The organism is Microbacterium sp. LKL04, assembly GCF_900102005.1.
GTDB lineage: Bacteria > Actinomycetota > Actinomycetes > Actinomycetales > Microbacteriaceae > Microbacterium.
Map to the genome: position 1 here is coordinate 2123415 of NZ_LT627736.1, position 21183 is coordinate 2144597.

General features: G+C 71.0%; 23 protein-coding genes and 1 riboswitch. Of the genes, 8 read left to right on the forward strand and 15 right to left on the reverse strand.

What is annotated here, in order from left to right; genetic code table 11:
* Positions 1 to 639 (reverse strand): ECF transporter S component, encoded by a 639-nt coding sequence (locus BLP38_RS10365; RefSeq protein ID WP_091357024.1) that lies wholly within the window; start codon positions 637 to 639, stop codon positions 1 to 3.
* Positions 634 to 743: riboswitch (TPP riboswitch) on the reverse strand. Its footprint overlaps the gene before it by 6 nt.
* A gap of 38 nt (positions 744 to 781) precedes the next feature.
* Here BLP38_RS10365 and BLP38_RS10370 point away from each other — a divergent pair.
* Entirely contained in the window at positions 782 to 2137 is a 1356-nt protein-coding gene (locus BLP38_RS10370; protein WP_231916484.1) for a D-alanyl-D-alanine carboxypeptidase family protein, read from the forward strand.
* A 9-nt stretch (positions 2138 to 2146) separates the two neighbouring features.
* On the opposite strand, the gene BLP38_RS10375 is transcribed toward BLP38_RS10370, so the two are convergent.
* From BLP38_RS10375 to BLP38_RS10410, 8 genes are all read right to left on the reverse strand, one after another.
* Complete coding sequence (locus BLP38_RS10375; protein ID WP_091357027.1) at positions 2147 to 3079, reverse strand: J domain-containing protein; 933 nt, start codon at positions 3077 to 3079, stop codon at positions 2147 to 2149.
* 1 nt (position 3080) lies between these two features.
* Positions 3081 to 4142 (reverse strand): enoyl-CoA hydratase/isomerase family protein, encoded by a 1062-nt coding sequence (locus tag BLP38_RS10380; protein ID WP_091357030.1) that lies wholly within the window; start codon positions 4140 to 4142, stop codon positions 3081 to 3083.
* Positions 4143 to 4193: 51 nt separating this feature from the next.
* Positions 4194 to 4670, reverse strand: a complete 477-nt coding sequence (locus BLP38_RS10385; RefSeq protein WP_091357033.1) for a hypothetical protein — start codon at positions 4668 to 4670, stop codon at positions 4194 to 4196.
* 72 nt (positions 4671 to 4742) lie between these two features.
* A complete protein-coding gene (locus BLP38_RS10390) occupies positions 4743 to 5570 on the reverse strand; it encodes a uroporphyrinogen-III synthase (RefSeq protein WP_091357036.1) in 828 nt (275 codons plus the stop codon).
* Between the two features lie 169 nt (positions 5571 to 5739).
* Positions 5740 to 6006, reverse strand: a complete 267-nt coding sequence (locus tag BLP38_RS10395; protein ID WP_091357039.1) for a hypothetical protein — start codon at positions 6004 to 6006, stop codon at positions 5740 to 5742.
* Positions 5996 to 6406 (reverse strand): phage holin family protein, encoded by a 411-nt coding sequence (locus tag BLP38_RS10400; RefSeq protein ID WP_091357041.1) that lies wholly within the window; start codon positions 6404 to 6406, stop codon positions 5996 to 5998. Before BLP38_RS10400 ends, BLP38_RS10395 begins: the two co-directional genes overlap by 11 nt.
* The gene (locus tag BLP38_RS10405; RefSeq protein WP_091357044.1) at positions 6403 to 6828 is read right to left on the reverse strand and encodes a hypothetical protein; all 426 of its coding nucleotides are present in this window, start codon (positions 6826 to 6828) and stop codon (positions 6403 to 6405) included. The genes BLP38_RS10400 and BLP38_RS10405 overlap by 4 nt, the downstream gene beginning before the upstream one ends.
* Positions 6829 to 6916: 88 nt before the next feature.
* Complete coding sequence (locus BLP38_RS10410) at positions 6917 to 8338, reverse strand: protoporphyrinogen/coproporphyrinogen oxidase (RefSeq protein ID WP_091357047.1); 1422 nt, start codon at positions 8336 to 8338, stop codon at positions 6917 to 6919.
* Between the two features lie 51 nt (positions 8339 to 8389).
* Between BLP38_RS10410 and BLP38_RS10415 the strand changes: the two genes are divergently transcribed.
* Complete coding sequence (locus BLP38_RS10415; protein WP_091357049.1) at positions 8390 to 8965, forward strand: HhH-GPD-type base excision DNA repair protein; 576 nt, start codon at positions 8390 to 8392, stop codon at positions 8963 to 8965.
* A gap of 107 nt (positions 8966 to 9072) precedes the next feature.
* On the opposite strand, the gene BLP38_RS10420 is transcribed toward BLP38_RS10415, so the two are convergent.
* A complete protein-coding gene (locus BLP38_RS10420) occupies positions 9073 to 10461 on the reverse strand; it encodes a glycine--tRNA ligase (RefSeq protein WP_091357052.1) in 1389 nt (462 codons plus the stop codon).
* A gap of 116 nt (positions 10462 to 10577) precedes the next feature.
* On the reverse strand, positions 10578 to 10949 hold the full coding sequence (locus BLP38_RS10425; RefSeq protein WP_065571031.1) for a DUF4870 domain-containing protein: 372 nt from the start codon (positions 10947 to 10949) through the stop codon (positions 10578 to 10580).
* A 124-nt stretch (positions 10950 to 11073) separates the two neighbouring features.
* Here BLP38_RS10425 and BLP38_RS10430 point away from each other — a divergent pair, with 124 nt between their 5' ends.
* From BLP38_RS10430 to BLP38_RS10445, 4 genes are all read left to right on the forward strand, one after another.
* On the forward strand, positions 11074 to 12531 hold the full coding sequence (locus tag BLP38_RS10430) for an SPFH domain-containing protein (protein WP_091357055.1): 1458 nt from the start codon (positions 11074 to 11076) through the stop codon (positions 12529 to 12531).
* The gene (locus tag BLP38_RS10435) at positions 12528 to 13019 is read left to right on the forward strand and encodes a hypothetical protein (RefSeq protein WP_091357058.1); all 492 of its coding nucleotides are present in this window, start codon (positions 12528 to 12530) and stop codon (positions 13017 to 13019) included. The genes BLP38_RS10430 and BLP38_RS10435 overlap by 4 nt, the downstream gene beginning before the upstream one ends.
* A gap of 81 nt (positions 13020 to 13100) precedes the next feature.
* On the forward strand, positions 13101 to 13901 hold the full coding sequence (locus BLP38_RS10440) for an SDR family oxidoreductase (protein WP_091357062.1): 801 nt from the start codon (positions 13101 to 13103) through the stop codon (positions 13899 to 13901).
* Positions 13902 to 13978: 77 nt separating this feature from the next.
* Positions 13979 to 15379: an MFS transporter gene (locus tag BLP38_RS10445; protein ID WP_091357066.1), complete on the forward strand. Its 1401-nt coding sequence runs from the start codon at positions 13979 to 13981 to the stop codon at positions 15377 to 15379.
* 124 nt (positions 15380 to 15503) lie between these two features.
* On the opposite strand, the gene BLP38_RS10450 is transcribed toward BLP38_RS10445, so the two are convergent.
* Positions 15504 to 16715, reverse strand: a complete 1212-nt coding sequence (locus BLP38_RS10450; protein WP_157681095.1) for an MFS transporter — start codon at positions 16713 to 16715, stop codon at positions 15504 to 15506.
* A 106-nt stretch (positions 16716 to 16821) separates the two neighbouring features.
* Between BLP38_RS10450 and BLP38_RS10455 the strand changes: the two genes are divergently transcribed.
* Positions 16822 to 17091 carry a hypothetical protein gene (locus tag BLP38_RS10455; protein WP_091357074.1) on the forward strand — a complete coding sequence of 90 codons (270 nt, stop codon included), beginning with the start codon at positions 16822 to 16824 and terminating at the stop codon, positions 17089 to 17091.
* A 6-nt stretch (positions 17092 to 17097) separates the two neighbouring features.
* On the opposite strand, the gene menC is transcribed toward BLP38_RS10455, so the two are convergent.
* Positions 17098 to 18231, reverse strand: coding sequence for an o-succinylbenzoate synthase (gene menC, locus BLP38_RS10460; protein WP_091357078.1), 1134 nt, complete (start codon positions 18229 to 18231; stop codon positions 17098 to 17100).
* A 65-nt stretch (positions 18232 to 18296) separates the two neighbouring features.
* Between menC and BLP38_RS10465 the strand changes: the two genes are divergently transcribed.
* On the forward strand, positions 18297 to 19478 hold the full coding sequence (locus BLP38_RS10465) for a cobalamin-independent methionine synthase II family protein (protein ID WP_091357081.1): 1182 nt from the start codon (positions 18297 to 18299) through the stop codon (positions 19476 to 19478).
* 5 nt (positions 19479 to 19483) lie between these two features.
* Here BLP38_RS10465 and BLP38_RS10470 read toward each other — a convergent pair whose 3' ends face one another.
* The gene (locus BLP38_RS10470; RefSeq protein ID WP_091357085.1) at positions 19484 to 20179 is read right to left on the reverse strand and encodes a GNAT family N-acetyltransferase; all 696 of its coding nucleotides are present in this window, start codon (positions 20177 to 20179) and stop codon (positions 19484 to 19486) included.
* Positions 20180 to 20197: 18 nt separating this feature from the next.
* Positions 20198 to 21091 carry a WcbI family polysaccharide biosynthesis putative acetyltransferase gene (locus BLP38_RS10475; protein WP_091357088.1) on the reverse strand — a complete coding sequence of 298 codons (894 nt, stop codon included), beginning with the start codon at positions 21089 to 21091 and terminating at the stop codon, positions 20198 to 20200.
* Positions 21092 to 21183 lie beyond the last annotated feature (92 nt).

A 21183-nucleotide genomic window follows, 5' to 3' on the forward strand; every position in this document is an offset into this window, starting at 1 on the left:
TCACACACGGCTGCGCGCTTCGCGTCCGATGGCGAATCGGTCGAGAGCGCCGGTGGCCGCGAGCCCTCGTGCGAGGAACCAGGAGAGGGCTCCCGCGACAACGGCACCCGAGACGACGGTGGAGGCGAGGTAGACCGCGGTGAACGCGGCGTCCGCACCGGCGTACCAGAGGACGAGGTTGTTGATGCCGCCGGCGAGCGCCGCTCCCGCACCCGCGAGGATCGCGACGGGAAGGCTGAATCGGCGGTAGAGGAAGAGCAGCACGATCAGTTCGGCGCCGAGGCCCTGAACGAGCCCTGCCTCGATCGTGAGGAACCCTCCCCACGCGTTGCCGACGAGCGCCGAGACGACGGCCGCGAGGGTTTCGGTGTAGATGGCCGCGCCCGGCTTGCGGATGATGAGCGCACCGAGCACCCCGGCGAACAGCCACGGCCCGTCGAGGAGGCCCTGGAGGCCCGGGAGCAGCGGCTCGAGAAGCGTCTTCGGCCCGATGTAACCGAGGTTCCACAGCAGGAAGATGAGGCCGGATGCGACGCCGAGGACCGAGGCCACGACGATGTCGATGACCCGCCAGCGGAAGCGACCGGTCTGGCCGACGGCCCGCTCGGCCGAGGTGGATGTGGACGCGACAGCGTGCATTGTCTCTCTCCTCCCTGCGCCGGCATGATCCGGATCAGGTTCGACGGTCGAAGCGTGGATCGCTTCCTCTCAGCCCGGCTCACCGGACTCCCGTGGTTGTGGCTCGAGTATAGCCACAGCCCGGGCGCGCTACCGTGGTCCGGTGACCGTGGACGACGCCGCTACCCGCACGCTCTCCACGGGAGGCCGGGTGGCCCTCGGCTGGGTGGATGCCGACGGTCGATCCGCCGTCGCTACGCCCACCTCGACGGCCGCCTACGACCTGCTGCCGCCCCTGCGGCGCCGTCGCCGCGTCCGCGCCCGCATCATCGGCATCCCTGTCCTCGTCGTATTCGTGCTGGCTGGGGCGTACTCCGGCGCGATGCTGCTGTGGCCGCTGTCCTCCGTCGAGGTGACGGCGAAGGCGGGCGAAGCCCCCCGACTGTCGGGCGCCGCGAGCTCCATCGCGTGGCCGGCGGAGGGAGAAGCCGCCGTCGGCGTCGACGGGTTCCGATCGGCGACCTCGTCGGATGATCGCGTGCAGATGGCGAGCACCGCCAAGCTCGTCACCGCGCTCGTGGTCCTCGACCGGAAGCCGCTGACCACCGGCGAGCAGGGGCCCGCCTACGACTTCACCTTCGCGGACCGGCAGGAGTACTGGCGCTACGTCTCGCAGAATCAGTCGGCCCTGAACGTGCCCGACGACGGCTCCCTCACGGAGTACCAGATGCTCCAGGGCATGCTCATGGCGTCGGCCAGCAACTACGCGAACCGCCTCGCGACCGACGCATTCGGGTCCGTCGACGACTACGCGTCGGCGGCGAACTCGTGGCTCGGAGAGAACGGGCTGGACGGCATCACGGTGACGGATGCCTCCGGTTACGGCCGCGACAACGTCGCGACCCCGTCGGCCATGGTGGCGCTCGCGGAGAAGGCGATGGAGAACCCCGTCATCGCGGAGATCGTCGGCACCAAGACCGCGGAGTTGCCCGGTGCCGGATCGTTCGAGAACACGAACGCGCTCCTCGGCGTCGACGGAGTCGTCGGGCTGAAGACCGGGAGTTTCGCCGGGTACAACAACCTCATCGCCGCGAAGCGGGTCGATGCGAACGGCGCCCCGCTGACGGTCTTCGCCGCCGTCACCGGCCAGCCCACCAGCAGCGCGCGCCTCGAAGAGACGGAGCGTCTGCTGGACGCGGTCGCCGCCGAAGCCGGGACGCCGTCGACGCTCTCCGCGGGGACGGTGGTCGGCGAGGTCACGACCGCCTGGGGTGCGACGAGCCGGCTCCTCACCGAGAAGGACGCGTCGCTCCTGCTGTGGAACGGCGCGACGGCCGAGAGCACCACCTCGTTCGACGTCGACGCGGACGCGACCGCCGGGTCGGAGGCGGGCACGCTCACGGTCACGGGGCCGACCGGCGAGGCCCAGGTCCCCGTCACGATCGAGAAGGCCCTGCCCGGCCCGGACGCCTGGTGGCGTCTGACCCATCCGATCGAGTTGACCGGGATCGGCGGCTGACGATCGCGATCAGGCGAAGCGGACGGTCTGCTGCAGCCGCGTTCGGACGTCGAACAGCTCGTTGCCGCCGATCTCACGTGCCCCGCTGACCCCGCGACGCAGCACCGTCGCCAGCGCACTGCGTGCGACGACGGCGACGGGGAGTCCCTTCACCTTGCCGAGCTCTTCGATCGCCATGGCGACGTCGTCGTCCGGGAGGACGACGAGGGCCGCACTGAACTTCACCTTCGCGCCTCTCCCGAGTCCGCGCGCGGCGAGCACGAGCTGCGCGACCGGCGACCCGACGACGGCGTCACCCTCGAGTTCGCCGCGGCGGGTGCGGACGGGAGCCCCGAAATCCTCCGAGAGCACGGCGTAGAGTCCGCTCGGTCCGAGCACGATGTGATCGAGCTTGATGTCGGGGTCGCGCGGATCGGCAGCGACGTCGTGCCACACCGTGTAGCCCATGCCGAGTTCGGCGACGATGCGGGCCGTCGCCTCTTCGGCGAGCGCGTCCGCGAGCAGCCGGCGCACCTCGTGCGGAGCGCTCCGCACGAGCGCCGGGTCGTAGGGGTCGGGCAGGTCGACACCGCGTCCCGCCCATTCGCGGATCAGGTCGAGGTAGCGCTCCCGACGCCACCCTCCGGGCTGGCCGAACGACCGGGCGCGCGGCCGGGTGTCGGCCTGGCGGGCGTGCGGGCGCCACTGCGGGGCGTCGGCGTCGGGGGCGTACGAGAGGGTCTCGGTGAATCCGTGACCGCGGTCGTACGCCGCACGCGCTGCGGCCGTCCCGACGAGCTCCCATGCACGCTGGACGCGGACGAACTCGGCGGCGTCTCCGCCGGTGTCGGGGTGGGTCTGTCGCAGGCGCAGGCGGTACGCCTTTCGGAGGTCGTCGTCACTGGCGTCGGTGGACACCCCGAGGACGTCGTACGCCGAGGCGGAAAGGGGACTGTCGAACACGTCAGCTCCAGAGCGGGGCGGTCGGGGTGAACGACAGCGCCCGCTCGGCGGTGTCGGCGGGGACGTCTGCGAGGGTCGCGGGCTGCCAGCGCGGCGAGCGGTCCTTGTCGACGAGTTGCGCGCGGATGCCCTCCACGAGATCGGGCTGGGTCCGCCCGAACCACTCGACGAGCGCATACTCCTGCGCGAGCGCCGCTCGGAGATCCGGGAGTCCCCGCGCCGACCGCACGGCGGCGAGGGTCACCGTGAGGGCCGTCGGCGCCTGAGCCTCGAGCAGGTCGGCGGTGGCCCCGGCATCCGGTTCGGAACGCTCCCGCAGGCGGGCGATGATCTCGGGCACGGACGCTGCGGCGAAGGCGTCGTCGATCCATTCGCGCGCGGCGGCGAGGCGCGCCGGCTCGGGGGTCTCGTCGAACAGCATCGCGATCTCGGTCGGGGTGTCGGGGTCGGCACGGGTCACGAGCGCGTGGCGGACGTCGTCCAGCCGGTCGGCGGGGACGAGGTGGTCGGCGAACCCCGCGTAGATCGCGTCGGCGGCATCCATCGTCCCGCCCGTCAGCGCGAGGAACTCGCCGGTCCGCCCCGGCGCGTGTGCGAGCAGCCACGACCCGCCGACGTCGGGGGTGAAGCCGATGCGCGTCTCGGGCATGGCCAGGCGAGAGCGCTCGGTCACGATCCGGACCGAGGCGTGACCGGCCAGCCCGATGCCGCCGCCCATCGTGACGCCGTCGGCGAAGACGACGATCTGCTTCGGGTACTCGGCGATGTGGGCGTTTAGCGCGTACTCGTCGCGGAAGAAGCCCATCGCCGCCTCGGCATCGCCCGCGAGGATCTGCTCCCGAAGGGTGCGGACGTCGCCGCCGGCGCAGAACCCGCGATCGCCCGCGCCGTCGAGGAGGACGAGACGGATGTCGGGGTGGTGCTCCCAGCGGTCGAGCGCCTCCGCGATCCCGCGGATCATGCCGTGGTCGACGGCGTTGATCGCCTCGGGTCGATCGAGCGTGACGCGTCCCACGCTTCCCTCCGCGCGGACGAGCAGACGGGATGCCGGGCGTTCACTCACCCGGGCAACGTTACCGGGCGACTCCCCAGGAGCAGCCGAGAGCGGAGCCGGTCAGGCCTGGGCGGGTCGCGGTGCGCGACGACGGGGCGTCCGCTCGGACGGGCTGGCGGCGGCATCCCCGTCCTGCACCGGGATCTCGGTCGTCACGAGCTGGACGACGTCCACGGGCTCGTCCTCGCCCTCGAGCCGCAGCGCCTGGACGAGCGCCAACCCGTGGCGCGTGGTGAGCACGAGCCGCTGGAACTCCGGATCGCCTTCGAGATCGATCACGACCGAGGGACGACGTCGCCGCACGAGCACGAAGTCGTCGCCGCCGGCGGAGCGCCAGACCCCCATCGCGACCGTCCGCGGGACGACCGTGCCGGGGTTCGGGACGCCGCGCAACCACGACCACGGGTCGTCGACGAGCTGCACCTTCGTGATGTGCGCTCGCTCGACCCTGACGGCATCCTTCCGGAATGCCAGCACGCGCTCCGTGGCGGAGAGCGCGACCTCCAGTCGCGACGAATCGAGCAGCAGCGTCACCATGGATTCAGTCTGCCAAACAGCTCCGGTGAGACGGATGCCGAGGCCACAACGATCCGGTCTCGACCACGGGACTCAGCCCTGGATGCGGGGGAACGAGCCGGTCGGAGGCGCGAGCTCGTCGATCGCGTGGGGAAGGGGGAACTGGCCGACGGCGGAGATGAGCCCTGCGACCGTCTGCTCCTTCGCGGTGACGCTCACGCCGAGCCCAGCGCGACGCGCATCCTTGGCGGTGCGGGGCCCGATCGCCGCGATGACGGTCGACTCCGGGATCTCGGGGAACTGCTCGTGCACCTGCTCGGCGACCGATCCGCTCGTGACGAGGATGGCGTTGATACGTCCCGACCGCACGTCGGTCGCCACCTTCTCGGTCACGGGGACGCCCACCGTCCGGTACGCGATGACACTGCGCACGTCGTGCCCCGCCTCCTCGAGGAGACGGGTCAGGACCGGCTTCGCAAGCTCGCTGCGCAGGGTCAGGACGCGAGTCGGGGTCTCCTCGAGCGCGATGAGCTGCGCGGCCATTCCGGCCGCGGAGTTGTCGTCCTCGGGCACCAGATCAACCCGGTATCCCACCGCGCCCAGAGCCGCGGCGGTCGTCTCGCCGACCGCGGCGACCCGGGTCGAATGGGGGATCACAGCGCGATAGGCATGCAGGACGTCGACCGTGGTCGAGCTCGTCAGAGTCACCCAGTCGAAAGCACCGGCGGCGAGGTCACGGAGTGCGGACTCGAGGTCCGTCGGATCCTCGGACGGGGCGAAGTTGATGAGCGGCGCGATGACGGGCGTCGCCCCCTGTGCACGCAGCGCAGCGGCGACGCTGTCGCCCCACGGACCTCCGCGCGGAACCAGCACACGCCAGCCCTTGAGGGGCTTCGGTGCTGTCGCAGCGGATGTGTTCATGGTTCGACTCTCGTGTAGGCGGCGGCCGCCCCTGCGCGAGACGGCCGACGCTCAGCAGAATGCGCGCGATCGCGCACGTTCGGGACCGTGTCGTCGGCAGCAATCGCGCCATCGCCGCTGCCTGAACCGAGCATACCCCCGGCGTCGGCACCGGCGACGCGGTGGGACGTCAGCGGGTGTAGAGGCGAACGGCGCCCCAGACGAGAAGACCCACGGCCACGGCAGCGCCCACGGCCGCGATCGCTGCACCCGTCGGGTTGCGGTCCGCGAACTCGCGAGCCGACACCTTGGCGCGGCGGGTGGCGTGCGCCGCCCGCTTGGGGACATTCGCCTTCTCTTCGATGGCGACCAGAGCCGCCTTCAGCTCGGCGCGGGCGCGCTCGACGGGGTCGGTGATCCCGAGCGGGACGGCGGTGCGGGGGAGATCAGAACTCATCGGCCACTTCCTTCACGATTCGGGCGTCGGTCGACAGGGCCTTCGCGGGGTTCTCACGATTCTTCATGCGCCGGACCCTCAGGAATCCGAGGAGCGCGGCGATGACGACGAGCAGCAGTCCGAGCACGACGAGGATGAGGGATGCCAGCCACGGCGCCATCCACGACGACAGCCCGATAATGGTGAACGCGCCGATCGCCGGCAGCGTCCAGAAGAGGAAGAAGAGCGCGAGGACAAACCACAGCGCGACGACGCCGGCATCCTTACCCGTGCGGGTCGCCCACGCCTTCGCCGCGTTGATCTCGGCGACGATCAGGTTCTTGACGAGCTCGGGCAGCTCACCGACGAGGCCGAGGAGGCTCTCGTCGCGCCGATCCCGGAATCCGCGGGGCGTGCTCATGACGCGGACGAGGACTTCTTGCGGGAGCCGCCGGTCGAGCCGGAGCTGCGGGTCGACGACGAACCGCCCGTCGCCTTCTTCGCGGAGCTCGACACGGCGTCGGCGGTGGTCTCGGCGGCATCCTTCACGTCGTCGGCCGCATCCTTGGATGCGTCGAGCGCCGCGTCGAGCTTCTCGCCGGGCGTGCCCGATGTCGTTGCGGCCCGGGTGACCTTGACGGCGCCGTTCCACAGGACGCTCGGCAGCGCGAAGGCGGCCGACTTGCCGAACTCCGTGACCTTGTCGACCTGCTTCTGGACGGCAGGTGTGTTGTACACGCGCAGGTACGCGTCCTTGATCTGCTCGTAGCGCTGACGGCCCGCGCGGGCCCCGAGGACGTAGCCGGCGGTGAGTCCGACGACGATTCCGATCTTGCCCTTCATGGCGATTCCTCACGTTCGAAGCGATGTGGTGCCGAGCACCCAGCGTATCGGCGCATTCCGTTCGCGGCATCCACCCTTGACAGGGGGCTCAGGTCGAGGCACCCTCGCCGTCGGCATGCCACAGCAGCCCCGATCGGATGCGTTCCGCCTCGGTCTTCGCGTCGGCCGCGACCCTCGCGAGGCCGGTGCCGTCGATCCAGGCGCCGACGACACCCAGACGCTCGTTCGTCCGGGCGGCGCGGCGCGCATCGTCGCGCGCCGGCGACAGCGCCGAGGAGGGCAGGGCGCGGGGCCACCGCGCTCGATGCGCGGCGCGAACGGTGGGAGCGTCGACGCCGAGGAGCTCGCGCACCGCCGCCGTCGCTGTGGCGATCGCGGCGGCATCCGGCTCCCCGCTCGCGGGGAGCGTCACCCGCACGACGTGCGGGTCGCCGGCCGCGTGCGGCCAGGTCGCGGTCGCGTGCACGACCGCGAGGGCTGCGGCCTCGCCCGGTACGGCGTAGAGCGCATGACCTCGCGGCCGGGTATCGAGGGAAGGATCGTCGAGCACGAGGGTCACGACGTCGACGTCGTCGGGAGAGAGGGGCGCGCCGTCGAGGCCGCCCACATGGGGTGCGAGCAGGCGCCGCGCGGGACGCTCCGGGGTCGCGACGATCACGGCATCGACCTCGAGATCCCCGCTCTCGTCGCCGGCGTTCCACGACACCGACCACCCGGATCCCGCGGCAGCGAGCGAGCCGGCCTCGGTACCGGTGCGGACATCGACCTCGAGGTCGGCCAGACGTTGCGCGAGCGCATCGACGAACGCCGACATGCCGCCGTCGATGGTCGCGCGGGAGGGACGGGAATCGGCATCCGTGTCGGGGAGCTGCTGGGCGACGGCTCCGGACAAAGAGCCCGTCCGGGTGAGTGCCGAGTTGAGGCCGCGCGCGGCGCGGTCGACGTCGACCTGCTCGGGCGGTACTCCGTGGACGCCGTACGTCAACGGCGCGACCATCCGATCGAGGACCCGGGACCCCATGCGCGTGCGGACGAGGGCGCCGAGGTTGCGCTCGGCTCCGATCGTCAGCGGCGGTCGCAGACGATCGACGTACGCGCGCCACGATCCGCGCGCGCCGATGATCCGGGTCACGCGGGCGTCGAACGGGTTGGCCGGGATGCCGAGGATCGACGCTGCCGGCAGCGGTGCGACGCCGTACGGACCGGCGACCCAGGTGTCGGCATCCCGCGCGGGGACGACGGAGTCCTGCAGCCCCAGCTCGTCGATGAGCTCGGCGAGGGCTCCCGGGGCGACGCGGAAGCCGTCGGCGGCGACATCCGTCATCCGACCGTCGAGGTCCGCGGATGCGACGATCCCGCCGAGCCGGTCGGAGGACTCGAACAGCGTCACGGAGATGCCGACCTTGGCGCACTGCAGCGCCGCGACGAGACCGGCGATGCCGCCGCCGACGACGGCGACGCGCGCGCGGCGCGCCTGCGAGATCAAGTCGGTGGCAGCGTCGGAACTCATGCCCTCCATCCTCCCCCACGGTCACGGGGCGGACGGTGGGAACATGGAGTCATGGCCCTTCACATCACCGGCGACGAGGCCGCCGACGCGCTCCTCACCGACGAACCGCTCGCCCTGCTGATCGGGATGCTGCTCGATCAGCAGATCGCGATGGAGACCGCTTTCGCCGGTCCGCTGAAGATCCGCGAGCGGACGGGCGGTCTGGACGCCGCGCAGATCGCGGCCGCCGGCCCCGAGGAGTTCGCCGCCTCGTTCAGCCAGACCCCCGCCGTCCACCGCTTCCCCGGCTCCATGGCCGGACGCGTGCAGGCTCTCTGCCAGACCCTGGTCGACGACTGGGGCGGGGACGCCGCCGCGCTGTGGACCCAGGGCGAGCCCGACGGCCGCACGGTCCTGAAGCGTCTGAAGGCGCTCCCGGGGTTCGGCGACCAGAAGGCGCGCATCTTCCTCGCGCTCCTCGGCAAGCAGTACGGATACACGGGTGAGGGCTGGCGAGAGGCCGCCGGCGCCTACGGCGACGAGGGTTCGTTCCGCTCGGTCGCCGACATCGTCTCGCCCGAATCCCTCGCGAAGGTGCGCGAGCACAAGCGGGCTGCGAAGGCGGCGGCGAAGGCCGAGAAGGGCTGAGCGCGCACGGTCGACCCCTCCAGGGACGCACGGTCGACCCCTCCAGGGACGTCAGACGTCGCGGATACCTCGCCGCGGCGACCGTTCGTGTCCCTGGAGCCTTCGAGTCAGGCGCCGCGCAGACGCGGGGCGAGGTACGAGTGCAGCTCGGACAAGGCGACGCGCTCCTGCGCCATCGAGTCGCGGTCGCGGATCGTGACGGCGTCGTCGTCGAGCGAGTCGAAGTCGACCGTGACGCAGAACGGCGTACCGATCTCGTCCTGACGGCGATAGCGGCGACCGATCGCACCGGCGTCGTCGAAGTCGACGTTCCAGCCGTTCGCGCGCAGGTCGTCGGCCACCTTGCGCGCCAGCGGCGACAGGCGCTCGTTCCGGCTCAGCGGAAGCACGGCGACCTTGACGGGCGCGAGGCGCGGGTCGAGGCCGAGGACCGTACGGGTGTCGGTGCCGCCCTTCGCGTTCGGCACCTCCTCCTCGCGGTACGCGTCGACGAGGAAGGCCATCATGGCCCGCGTCAGACCGAAGGACGGCTCGATGACGTACGGGACGTAGGTCTCACCGGATGCCTGGTCGAAGTACACGAGCTTCTGCCCGGACGCCTCGATGTGGCTCGACAGGTCGAAGTCGGTGCGGTTGGCGACACCCATGAGCTCGCCCCACTCCTTGCCCGTGAAGCCGAACCGGTACTCGACGTCGATGGTGCCGGCCGAGTAGTGGGCGCGGTCCTCCTTCGGCACGTCGAATTGCCGCATGTTCTCGGGGTCGATGCCGAGGTCGATGAACCAGTTCCAGCACGCCTCGACCCAGTGATCGAACCACTCGCCCGCCTCGGCGGGAGGCGTGAAGAACTCGATCTCCATCTGCTCGAACTCGCGGGTGCGGAAGATGAAGTTGCCGGGCGTGATCTCGTTGCGGAACGCCTTGCCGACCTGGCCGATGCCGAACGGGGGCTTCTTGCGCGATGCGGTGAGGACGTTCGAGAAGTTGACGAAGATGCCTTGCGCGGTCTCGGGACGCAGGAAGTGCAGGCCGCTCTCGTCGTCGACGACGCCGAGGTAGGTCTTCACGAGACCCGAGAACGACTTGGGCTCGGTGTACTGGCCCTTCGTACCGCAGTTCGGGCACGGGATGTCGCCGAGACCGTTCTCGGCCTTGCGACCCTTGCGGGCCTCGAAGTCCTCGATGAGCGTGTCCTCACGGAAGCGCTTGTGGCACTGCAGGCACTCGACGAGCGGGTCGCTGAAGGTGGCGACGTGGCCCGAGGCCTCCCACACGCGCTTGGGCAGGATCACCGAGGAGTCGAGGCCGACCATGTCGCCGCGCCCGCGGACGAACGTCTGCCACCACTGACGACGGATGTTCTCCTTGAGCTCGGTGCCGAGGGGGCCGTAGTCCCACGCCGACCGCGACCCGCCGTAGATCTCGCCCGCCTGGAAGACGAACCCGCGGTGACGGGCGAGGGCGATGACTTTGTCGAGACGGGACTGCTCGGCCACGGTGGCTCCAATGGTCGTTGTGAAGAGGGTGCGCGAGAGCGCGGATGCCGCAGCGCGCGGCATCCGTCAGTCTATCGGGGCGCCCCGGCCGATCCGGCGTGGCCGGACGGCGACGATCAGGAGACGAAGCGGATGCTGAGAGGCGGCGTGTACCACTGCCCCTGGTTCGCTTTCACGGCGGCGACGACCTCGATCACGAGGGCGTAGACGCCGACAGCGGCCAGGAGGATGAACCCGATGAAGACGAACATCAGCGGGATGCAGATCAACGAGGCGATGATCATCGTCAGCTGGAAATTCAGCGCCGCTGCACTGTGCGCGCGGACGAACGGCCCGCGCTCGCGGAAGACCAGGTAGATGATCAGGGCACCCCACGGGGAGAAGATGATTCCGCCGAGGTGCGCGAGAGTCGCCCAGAGCTTCTCGTCCTGCGGGCTGAGAGGCGGGGCGACGGCGTAGGGCGGCTGAGGAGGCGGGGGCATCGTCATGGCGCCAGCGTAGAGGCCCGCCGGCTGGTGACCGACCTCGTCACGCGGCTGGAGTAACCGATACGTTCGTAGCGGGCATGTTGACCGTGCCGCACACAGACATCGAGACTCGGGGGAATCACATATGGACGCACTCGTCACGGGCGGGGCAGTCGTCATCGGCGCGATCGCCGTCGTCGCCGTCATCGTCTTCATCATCATCTTCATGGTCGTGCTGCGCGCCTGGTACAAGGTCGCCAAGGCCGACCAGGCGCTCGTCATCGTCGGACGCAACCAGAAGAACGCGTCGGGCGACTCGTCGCGCATCTCGGTCATCACCGGCGGCGGCGCGCTCGTCAACCCGCTGACGCAGCGCGCCGAGATGATCTCGCTGCGCGCGCGGCAGATCAAGATGGAGCCGACAGCCCAGTCATCCACCGGCGTCACGGTCAACGTGAGCGGTGTCGCCCTCGTCAAGATCGGTTCGGACCCCGAACTCGTCCGGCGTGCGGCCGAGCGCTTCCTCTCACAGGACGGCGCGATCGAGCAGTTCACCACCGAGCAGCTCGAGGGCGCGCTCCGCGGGGTCGTCGCGACGCTGACCGTCGAGCAGCTCATGAACGACCGGCAGAAGCTGTCGGATCAGATCGCCGACGGCATCAAGAGCGACCTGCTGTCGCAGGGCCTCATCCTCGACTCGTTCCAGATCCAGGGCGTCACCGACAAGAACGGCTACATCGACGCCCTCGGTGCGACCGAGGTGGAGCGCGTCCGTCGCGAGGCCGAGGTCGCCCGCATCAACGCAGCCCGCGAGGTGAAGGCACGGCAGATCGCCACCGACGAGGCGAACCTCATCGAGCAGACGGCGTACGACAAGAACTCCGCCGCGGCCGCGGCCGAGGTCGGTCGTGCCCGCGCCGAGGCGGAGCAGGCTGAGGCCCTCGCCCGCGCCGAGCGCGAGCAGGCCGTCCTCCTGCAGCAGGCCGAGAACCGCCAGGCGCAGCTCGACGCCGACGTCAAGAAGGTCGCCGACGCGTCGCTCTACGAGCGTGAGCGCTCGGCCGACGCAGACGCGTACACGCAGGTCAAGGCCGCTGAGGCCCGGGCGCGGATCGCGGCTCAGGAAGCCGAGGCCACGCGCCTGCGCGCCGAGGCCGACGCGGCCGCCGTGCGACTCGAGGGTGAAGCGCGCGCTGCGGCTCTCACTGCCGAGGCACGCGCGCTCGCCGAGAACCAGCAGGCGCTGCTCGCACAGCGCGCGATCGAGTCGCTCGTGCCCCTCATGACCGAGTTCGCCCGCGGCTTCGACAAGGTCGGCTCGATCACGGTGCTCGGCGGCGAAGGGGCCTCGAGCCACATCGCCGGCGAGAGCGCCTCGAGCATGCGCGCGACCTTCGACGCCGTTCAGGCAGCCACAGGCATCGACCTCCGCGGGATCATCCAGGGCCAGGCCACCGGCCGCGGCATCGCCCAGGGATTGCAGAACGAACAGGGGCTGCAGAACGAGCAGGATGCCGCGCCGCTGCGCCGTCGGACGGCAGAGCCGGCGTCCGCCGCTGAGACGGCCGCTCCCGCCGACGCACCGTCTCCGGACGCCGTGTGAACACGCCGGAGGGAGGCCGGTCGCTCGTCGTCGACGAGCAGCTGGCCTCCCGCCTGGCGCGCGGATTCCTCCGTTGGCAGCTGACGCGCCCCTCGTGGATCGTGCTGATGATCCTCACTGCGCTGATCGTCGTGCTCAGCATCCTCCTCACCCTGACCGGCAGCGACGGCGCGGCGTGGATCGGAATCGTCATGGTGATCCTGCTCAGCGTCGTCGTGATCGTGTCGTGGATGGCGGTCCACTCCTCCATCCACCGCGCGTACCCCGTCGGCTCCGCCCCGACGGCAGCGCTGACCGCCGACTCCCTGGTCGCCACGTCCGCGCTCGGGACGAGTGAGATCCGCTTCAGCGCGTTCCGCCGGGTGGATGCCGCCGGCGACGCCCTCCTGCTGAAGGTCGGGTCCACTCTGGGGCCCGTGGCCGTGATGCCTCGCGCACTCCTGTCGGAGGAGGACGTCGCGCATCTGCGCGCCGTCTGCTCGCGCTGACGTCCCCACTCCCGATACGTCCGCGGCCGCGGGGCTGTCAACCCGGTGCCGGGCCGGCTGCCCGCTTCGTAGCGTCGAGCCATGACCTTCTCTCCTCGCCGCGCCATCGTGACCGCCTCCGACTCCGGGATCGGACGGGCGACCGCTCTCGCCCTGGCCGACGCGGGAATGGACGTCGGCGTCACGTGGCACTCCGACGAGGAGGGCGCCAACGGCACGGCGGAGGAGGTGCGCCGTCGCGGAAGGAAGGCCGTCGTCGCGCAGTTCGACGCGACCGACCTCGAGTCCGTGCCCGGGGTGATCCGCCATCTCGCTGACGAACTCGGCGGCCTCGACGTCTTCGTGAACAACGCGGGCGGCGGCACCGGCGGCCCGTTCCTCGACATGGACATCGACGGCTGGCGTACGGTTGTCGGCCTCAACCTCGACGGCGCCTTCGTCGGTATGCACACGGCGGCGACCCTCATGGCCGACTCCGGCGAGGAGGGGCGCATCATCGCCGTCACGAGCGTGCACGGCTCGCAGCCCCGCGTCGGCTCCGCCGCCTACGTCGCGTCCAAGCACGGTCTCGAGGGACTCGTGAAGACGATGGCTCAGGAGCTCGGCGCGAAGGGCATCACGGTCAACTCCGTAGCCCCCGGCGAGATCGCGACGCCCATCAACGACATGGATGCCGAGGACGCGGAGAACACGCATCGCCCCGGCATCCCGATCCCCCGCCCCGGAAAGCCGGAGGAGATCGCCGACGTCGTCGCCTTCCTCGCCTCGCCCGCGTCGTCGTACGTGACCGGGGCGACGTGGGTGGTCGACGGCGGCATGCTCCAGATGGGCCCGCAGGCGGGCTCGCACCTGGAGTCGGACGCCTGGCGCTCCGCCGGCTGATCCGCGGCGCGTCTCCGACACCCCGCCGGGGATAACCTGGAGGGATGGCTCCGGACGACAGACGCAGACTCACCCGGATGCCACGACAGGGCGCGATCGTCGCGGTCCTGGCGATCGCGGGTCTCGCGTCGTCGTTCATGTTCACGCTCGTCGTGCCGATCCAGTCGAAGCTCCCTGAGCTGCTGAACGCCAGTCGTGAGGACACCGCGTGGGTCGTGACGGCGACGCTCCTCGCGGCGGCGGTCTCGACGCCCATCGCGGGGCGTCTCGGCGACATGTACGGCAAGCGTCGCATCGTCCTGGTCCTGCTCGGACTCCTCATCGTGGGGTCGGTCATCGCCGCCCTCTCGCCCTCGATCGGAGGCATCATCGTCGGGCGAGCACTGCAGGGCGCCGTGACCGGGGTCGTCCCCCTCGGCATCTCGATCATGCGCGACGTGCTGCACGAGGACCGGGTGGATGCCGCGATCGCCCTGATGTCCGCGACGCTCGGCGTCGGTGGCGCCGTCGGCATGCCCGTCAGCGCGATCATCACCGAGACGAGCGACTGGCACGTCCTCTTCTGGATGGCCGCAGGGCTCGGTGCGGTCGTCTTCGTCCTCGTCGCCACCGTCGTGCCGGCGAGCGTCCTGCGGACGGCCGGACGATTCGACTTCGCGGGCGCCGTGGGCCTCGCCATCGGCCTCACCGGCGTCCTGCTCGCGGTGTCGCGCGGCAACGAGTGGGGCTGGGCTTCGCCTGCGACCCTCGCCCTCGGCCTCGGCGGACTCGCCGTTCTGCTCGTGTGGGGCTGGTTCGAGCTCCGCATCCGCGAGCCGCTCCTCGATCTGCGGGTCGCGGCCCGGCCCGCCGTGCTGCTCACGAACCTCGCCTCGGTGGCGATGGGCTTCTCTCTCTTCGCCTCGAACGTGTCGTATCCGCAGATGCTGGAGCTGCCGGCATCCGTCGGCGGTTTCGGTCTCACCCTCGTCCAGGCGAGCTTCATCGTCATGCCCGCCGGGCTCGTGATGATGGTGCTGTCGCCGTTCTCGGGTCGCCTCGCACGGACGATCGGTCCGCGGGTCCTGTTGATCATGGGAGCGAGCGCGCTCATCCTGGCGTACGGCTACTCGCTGCTGTGGGCGTCGGAAGTCTGGCACCTGCTGGTCGCGAACCTGCTCATCGGCGTGGGCATCGGCTTCGGCTACGCCGGCATGCCGATGCTCATCATGCGATCGGTGCCGCAGCATGAGACCGGAGCGTCGAACGGGCTGAACGCGCTGTTCCGCTCGCTCGGCACGTCGATCGCGGCCGCCGTCGTCGGCGCGGTGCTCGCTGCGCTCTCGGTCGACAGGGGCGGGGTTGCCGTTCCCACCCCGGCCGCGTTCCAGCTCTCGTTCGCCCTCGGACTCGGCGCCGCCGTGATCGCCCTGGGCGTCGCCCTGTTCATCCCGCAGCGCCGCGACCCGCACGAGGCGCGGCCCTCGATGCCCCGCTGACGGAACCGCCCCGCTGACCCAGCCCGCACCGCGGGCGACCGTCACGGGATGCAAGGGATGCCGGGCGGCACGCCGCGGCATCCGTCCCTCCCCCGGCGTGTCGCCGAGGATCCCCTGCATCCGCTTACGCGTCAGAGCGCCGGAAGCCGCGGACGACGGCCGCGACCACGAGCAGAAGCGAGACGAGGACGGCGCCGCCCGAGAGCGCCGTGGCCGCGGTCGGCTGAGCGGCTCCGCCCGCGAGATCGCCGAGCCAGGGGCCGACCGCGATGCCGACGTTGAAGGTCACGACGGTGCCCGCGCTCGCGAGGGTGCGGGTGCGGTCGGTCGCGATGCGCATGAGCAGCGAGGACTGCAGGGGGAAGAACGCGCCGATCGCGAATCCCCACCCTGCGAGTGCGACGTAGACGAGCGGGGTGTCGGCCGCGAGGGTCAGGATGCCGAAGGCCGCCACCAGCCCCGCGAGGATGATCACGAGCGAGGCCCGCGGCCAGTGGTCGGCGAGCGGCCCGGCCACGGCGACGCCTGCGAGACCCGCGGCACCGTAGGCGAAGAGCAGGAGCGGCACCTGCGCCTCGGAAACCCCGGCCGACACCTCGAGCAGCGGCCGGACGTAGGTGAAGGTCGCGAACTGCCCGAGCGCGAACACGAGCGAGGCCGCGGCGAACAGCAAGATGGGGACGAGCGAGGCATCCGCACCTCGAGGTCGATCCGCGCGCAGGAGCGCAGGTTCGGGCACTCTGCGGGGCAGACGAATGAGGATGATGACTGCGAGGACGAGCGCGACGGCCGCCAGCGCCCCGAAGGCCCATCGCCACGACAGGAGCTGCGCGATGAGCGTGCCCGCCGGGAGTCCCGCGAGGGTGGCGACGGTCCCTCCGGCCGTGACCAGGGCGAGGCCGCGACCCAGGTGCGACGGGGCCAGCAGCGAGGTCGCGTAGACGATGACGATGGCCCAGAACAGGCCGTGCGCCACGCCCGCGGCGATGCGGGTGGCCACCGCGGCCTCATAGGTCGGTGCCAGTGCGGTCGCAGCATTCGCGACGGCGAACACGGCGAGCGCGCCGCCGGCCACGAGGCGCCGGTCGAACCGAGCGGTGAGACGGGCGAGCGGGACGCTCGTGACGATCACCGTCAGCGCCCAGACCGAGATGAGGAGCCCGACCCCCAGCGGGTCGGTCTGCAGGCCCTCGACCATCTCGGGGAGGAGCCCCGCGGGCAGGGACTCCGCCGTCACCGTGACGAAGACCGCGAAGCTCAGCAGGAGGAGCGCGCCAAACGGGAACCGGGGTGCGGCCGCCGCTGTGGTCGGGACGGGCGCGGTCGACGTGGTCATCCTTCGAGCGTAGGGCGCCGCATCACCGGCCAGCGCGGCCATATCACGCCACGCGATTCGGGACAGCCCCGTCGCGGAGCCCGGCACCGCCCGTCAGGATGGGGTCATGTCCTACGCCACCGAACGCCGTTCCAACCCGACCGCCTGGGCTGCCTTCTGGGTCGGTCTCGCAGGCCTCATCCTCATGCCGATCCCTCTGTTCATCGGGTTCTTCGTCGGCGGCGGCCTGTCGATCGTCGCGGCGATCCTGGCCGTCATCGCCCTCTTCAAGGGACTCGCCCGCAGCGGCAAGGGCATCGGCCCGGTCGTCTTCGCCGCGATCTTCGTGCTGCTGACCTGGGGCGGCATCTCGATCGGCGGCGGCGTCATCTGGTGACGCGCCTCACCGTCGCAGCGTCTCGCGCGCCACGGTGAACGCCTCGACCGCGTCAAGGTCGACCTCGACACCGAGCCCCGGACCGGTCGGCACGCGCACATGCCCGTCCTCGAGGATCACGGGTTCCGTCACGATGTCACGGTCGTAGAACCGAGCGGATGCCGAGACGTCGCCCGGCAGAGTGAACGCGGGGTGCGCGGCGAGCGCGGCGTTCGCGGCGCGGCCGATCCCGGTCTCGAGCATGCCGCCGCACCAGACCGGGATCCCGGCAGACGCGCAGAGGTCGGCGATGCGGAGCGCCTCGAGGTATCCGCCGACACGGCCCGCCTTGACGTTGATCACCGTCGTCGCGCCGAGCGCGAGCGCGTCGCGCGCGGCCTTCACCGAGGTGATCGACTCGTCGAGGCAGACGGGCGTCTTCAGCTGCTGCGCGAGTGCGGCGTGGTCGACGAGGTCGTCCTCCTGCAGCGGCTGCTCGATGAGCAGCAGGCCGAACCGGTCGAGCTGCGCGAGCGTGTCGGCGTCGGCGAGCGTGTAGGCGGAGTTCGCGTCCACCTGCAGCGGGATGTCGGGGAACGCTGTGCGGACGGCATCCGTCTCGGCGATGTCGCGGCCGGGTTTGATCTTGATCTTGATCCGCACGTATCCCTCGTCGAGGTATCCGCGGACGGTCTCGACGAGAGCCGCCGGATCCGATTGGATGCCGACGCTCACCCCTGAGGCGATCGTCGCCGCCGTCCCGCCGAGGTACGACGCGAACGAACGCCCCTCCCCGCGAAGGGCGGCGTCGAGCAGGGCGAGCTCGAGTCCCGCCTTCGCCATCCGGTGACCGACGAAGGGATCGAGGACACCCGCGACGTCCTCGGGCGCGAGCGTCCCGCGCTGCAGAAGCGCCGGACCGAGCCAGCGCGTCGCGACGTCCCACGCGCCCTGCGTGTACTCGCTGGAGTACACCGGCGCACCCTGCGTGACGATCTCTCCCCATCCCTCGCCCGCGTCGGTCTTCGCACGCACGACGATGACCTCGCGGTCGGCCATGGTGCCGAACGACGTCGTGAACGGGGCGACGAGCGGGATCCGGAGCACCCGCAGCTCGATCTCCTCGAGACGGACGGACGCGGCGTGCTGGGTGAGCGGCATGGGGTCAGGTTACGGGCCATTGCTGCCTGGGTGCATCGACGGCGACGACTTCCTAGACTCGGGCGATGCCCCTCGCGACGACCACCTCCGGAAGCCTTCCCCGCTCGACCGCGCTGATCGAGGCGAACGCCGCGCGCGCGTTCGCCGACGACGGCTTCACCCTGCTGCCGAGTGCCGAGGCGGAGGAACTGACCGCGCGCGCCGTGGCCGACGTCGTCGAGCGCCAGCGCGCCGCGGGCATCACCCTCGTCGGCGACGGGGAGTTCGGCAAGGCGATGACGAACCCGGTCGACTACGGCGCCTGGTGGGGATACTCCTTCCAGCGGGTCGCGGGGCTGTCGCTCACCGAGGTCAACGCCTTCACCGAGCCTCCCGTCCTCTCCACCCCGGGGAACATCCGTCTCACGAGCTTCCTCGGTCGCCGCGACCGCCAGCGGTTCCCCGCGGTGTACGCCGAGGCCGTCGAGACCGGCCGCATCGCGTCGGCGTTCCCGACCACGACGGGTCCGATCTCCTACCGCGGCCACGACGCGGTGGCCGCCGACATCCGCAACCTCACTGCGGCGCTCCGCGACGGCGAGCGCGGCTTCCTCACGGCAATCGCCCCCGGGTCGGCCGCGCGCGTGCACAACGACTACTACGCGACCGAGCAGGAGCACATCGACGCGTGGGCCGACGCCCTCCGCGAGGAGTACCGGGCCATCACCGATGCGGGTCTCATCCTCCAGCTCGACGACCCGTCGTTGGCCGAGAACTTCGACCAGATCGACCCAGAGCCCTCGCTCGCCGACTACCAGGCGTTCACCCGCATCCGGATCGAGGCGATCAACCGGGCGATCGAGGGCCTCCCGAAGGAGCAGGTGCGCCTGCACCTGTGTTGGGGCTCATGGCACGGACCGCACACGACCGACGTCGAGCTGAAGGACATCCTCGACGTCGTCCTCGAGGCGAACGTCGGGTCGATCTCGTTCGAGGCCGGCAACGTCCGCCACGAGCACGAGTTCGCCGTCTGGGCCGATGCAGCGATCCCCGACGACCTCGTCCTCGTCCCGGGCGTCGTCAGCCACGCGACCAACGTCGTCGAGCACCCCGACCTCGTCGCGCAGCGCATCCGCCGCTACACCGACATCGTCGGCGCCGAGCGCGTCATCGCCTCGACCGACTGCGGCCTCGGGGGCCGCATCCACCCCGACATCGCATGGGCGAAGCTCGAGTCGCTCGGTGAAGGTGCGCGCCGGGCGGGCTGAACCAGTCAGCTTCGGACGAACAGGTAGCCCTCGCCGGTGCGGAAGCCGCCCACGGCGAGGCCGGCGTCGAGCTGCGCCCGGAACGCATCGCGGACCTCGCGGCGGAGGCGAGCCGCGGCATCCGGATCCTCCCGGCGGAGTGCCTCGATGTCGGTCGGGATCGCGACCGACGCGACCACATCGGATGCCTCGGGTGTCGGGACGGGCGACGCGAGGTGCCACGCCACGTGCAGCCGATCGCTCTCGTCGCCGCTGTTGATCGCGTCGCCCATGTCGCCATAGTGGTCGACGAGGTAGTCGGTGACCCGCGCGCCGAGGACCTCGAGGTTGAAGTGGGCGTTCCGGGCGATGAGCGGATCGAACGTCCACGTGATGGTGCCGACGTCGCGCGCGAACGCCCACTCGCGCTGGTGCGCCTTGAGCGCGCGGCCGATGCCCCGCGCCTGCGCCTCGGGCAGGACGCCCGTCACGTGCGAATGCATGCTGCGTGATGACGGCGGCCCGAAGAAGGCAGCGGATGCCGCGACCATGCGCTCGCCGTCGAAGACACCGACGACGTAGTTGCCCGAGTGCTCCAACGCGCGCAGCAGGTTCGGCGGCATCCCCCCATCCGGAGAACCCCAGACCGCCTCGAAGACGCCGCTCGCGGCGACCATCTCGTCGATCGTGTGCAGTTCGCGGATGTCGAGCGCGTCAGCCATCCCGCCACGCTACGCCGGTCAGCGCCGCCAGCGCTCGAGGGTCGGTCGGAGTCGCTCGAGCGCGCCGCGGACGAAGCCGGGGTTCTGGCGATACCACTCGAGGTGCGCCTCGCGGATCTCGGCCGGATCGACGAGATCCCCGTTCACCCGCCACACCGGCTCGGGCACGGCGTCGAGACCCCACGCGTCGATGACCCAGTCCTCGCGCGGCGCGTGGACGGCGTCCAGCAGGGGCCGGCCGGGATCGATCGCCGCGCCCGGTCGACCGAGGGCCTGCAGCACGCGGTCGCCGATCGCGAGGATCACAGGGTTTCCCGGATGGTTCACGGTGCGAACGAGGTCGAAGCCCGGCGCCGCGAACAGGTCCGAGACCCCGACGTCGAGCTGCTGCTCGCGTCGCGCGAGCTCGGCGATCGAGTCGGCTGCCTCGGCTCGGACGGCCTCGGCGCCCAGCGTGTCGCGAACGGGGATGCCGCCCGCCTCGGCGAGCGTGCGGACGTCGTGGTACGCGACGACCGGCGGATCCTCCTCCGTCCCCGGCACGTGCAGGACGGCCTGGAACGGGTAGAGGCCCGAGAAGCGGACGACCGGGAAGGTGACCGCGCGACCCGATGCGGGAAGGGATGCCGCGAGCTGCCGAGTCCCCAGCGGAAGGTCGTGATAATCGTCCTTCACCGGCTGCGCGATGAGCACCGAGGCGCCGGCGAGCACCTCGTGCAGGCGTGCCGCCTCGGCGGCATCCATTTCGTACACCGGAGGGACGCGCAGGAGCGTCAGGTCGTCGGAGTCGAGCACGAGGCGCACCGATTCGGCCTGGCAGTTGCCGACGACGACGCCGTAGTCCGTGCGGGGAAGGTCGCCGAAGAAGCCGGCGTAGTGGGCGCGGCGGGCGGTGAGCGCATCGTCGGTCATGCCTCGAGCGTCGCAGGCGCCGCTCGCCCCGGCCACCCGCTTGCGCGCGGGCACATGTCGGGCAAGGGCACGCGTACGACACCCCCGCGACC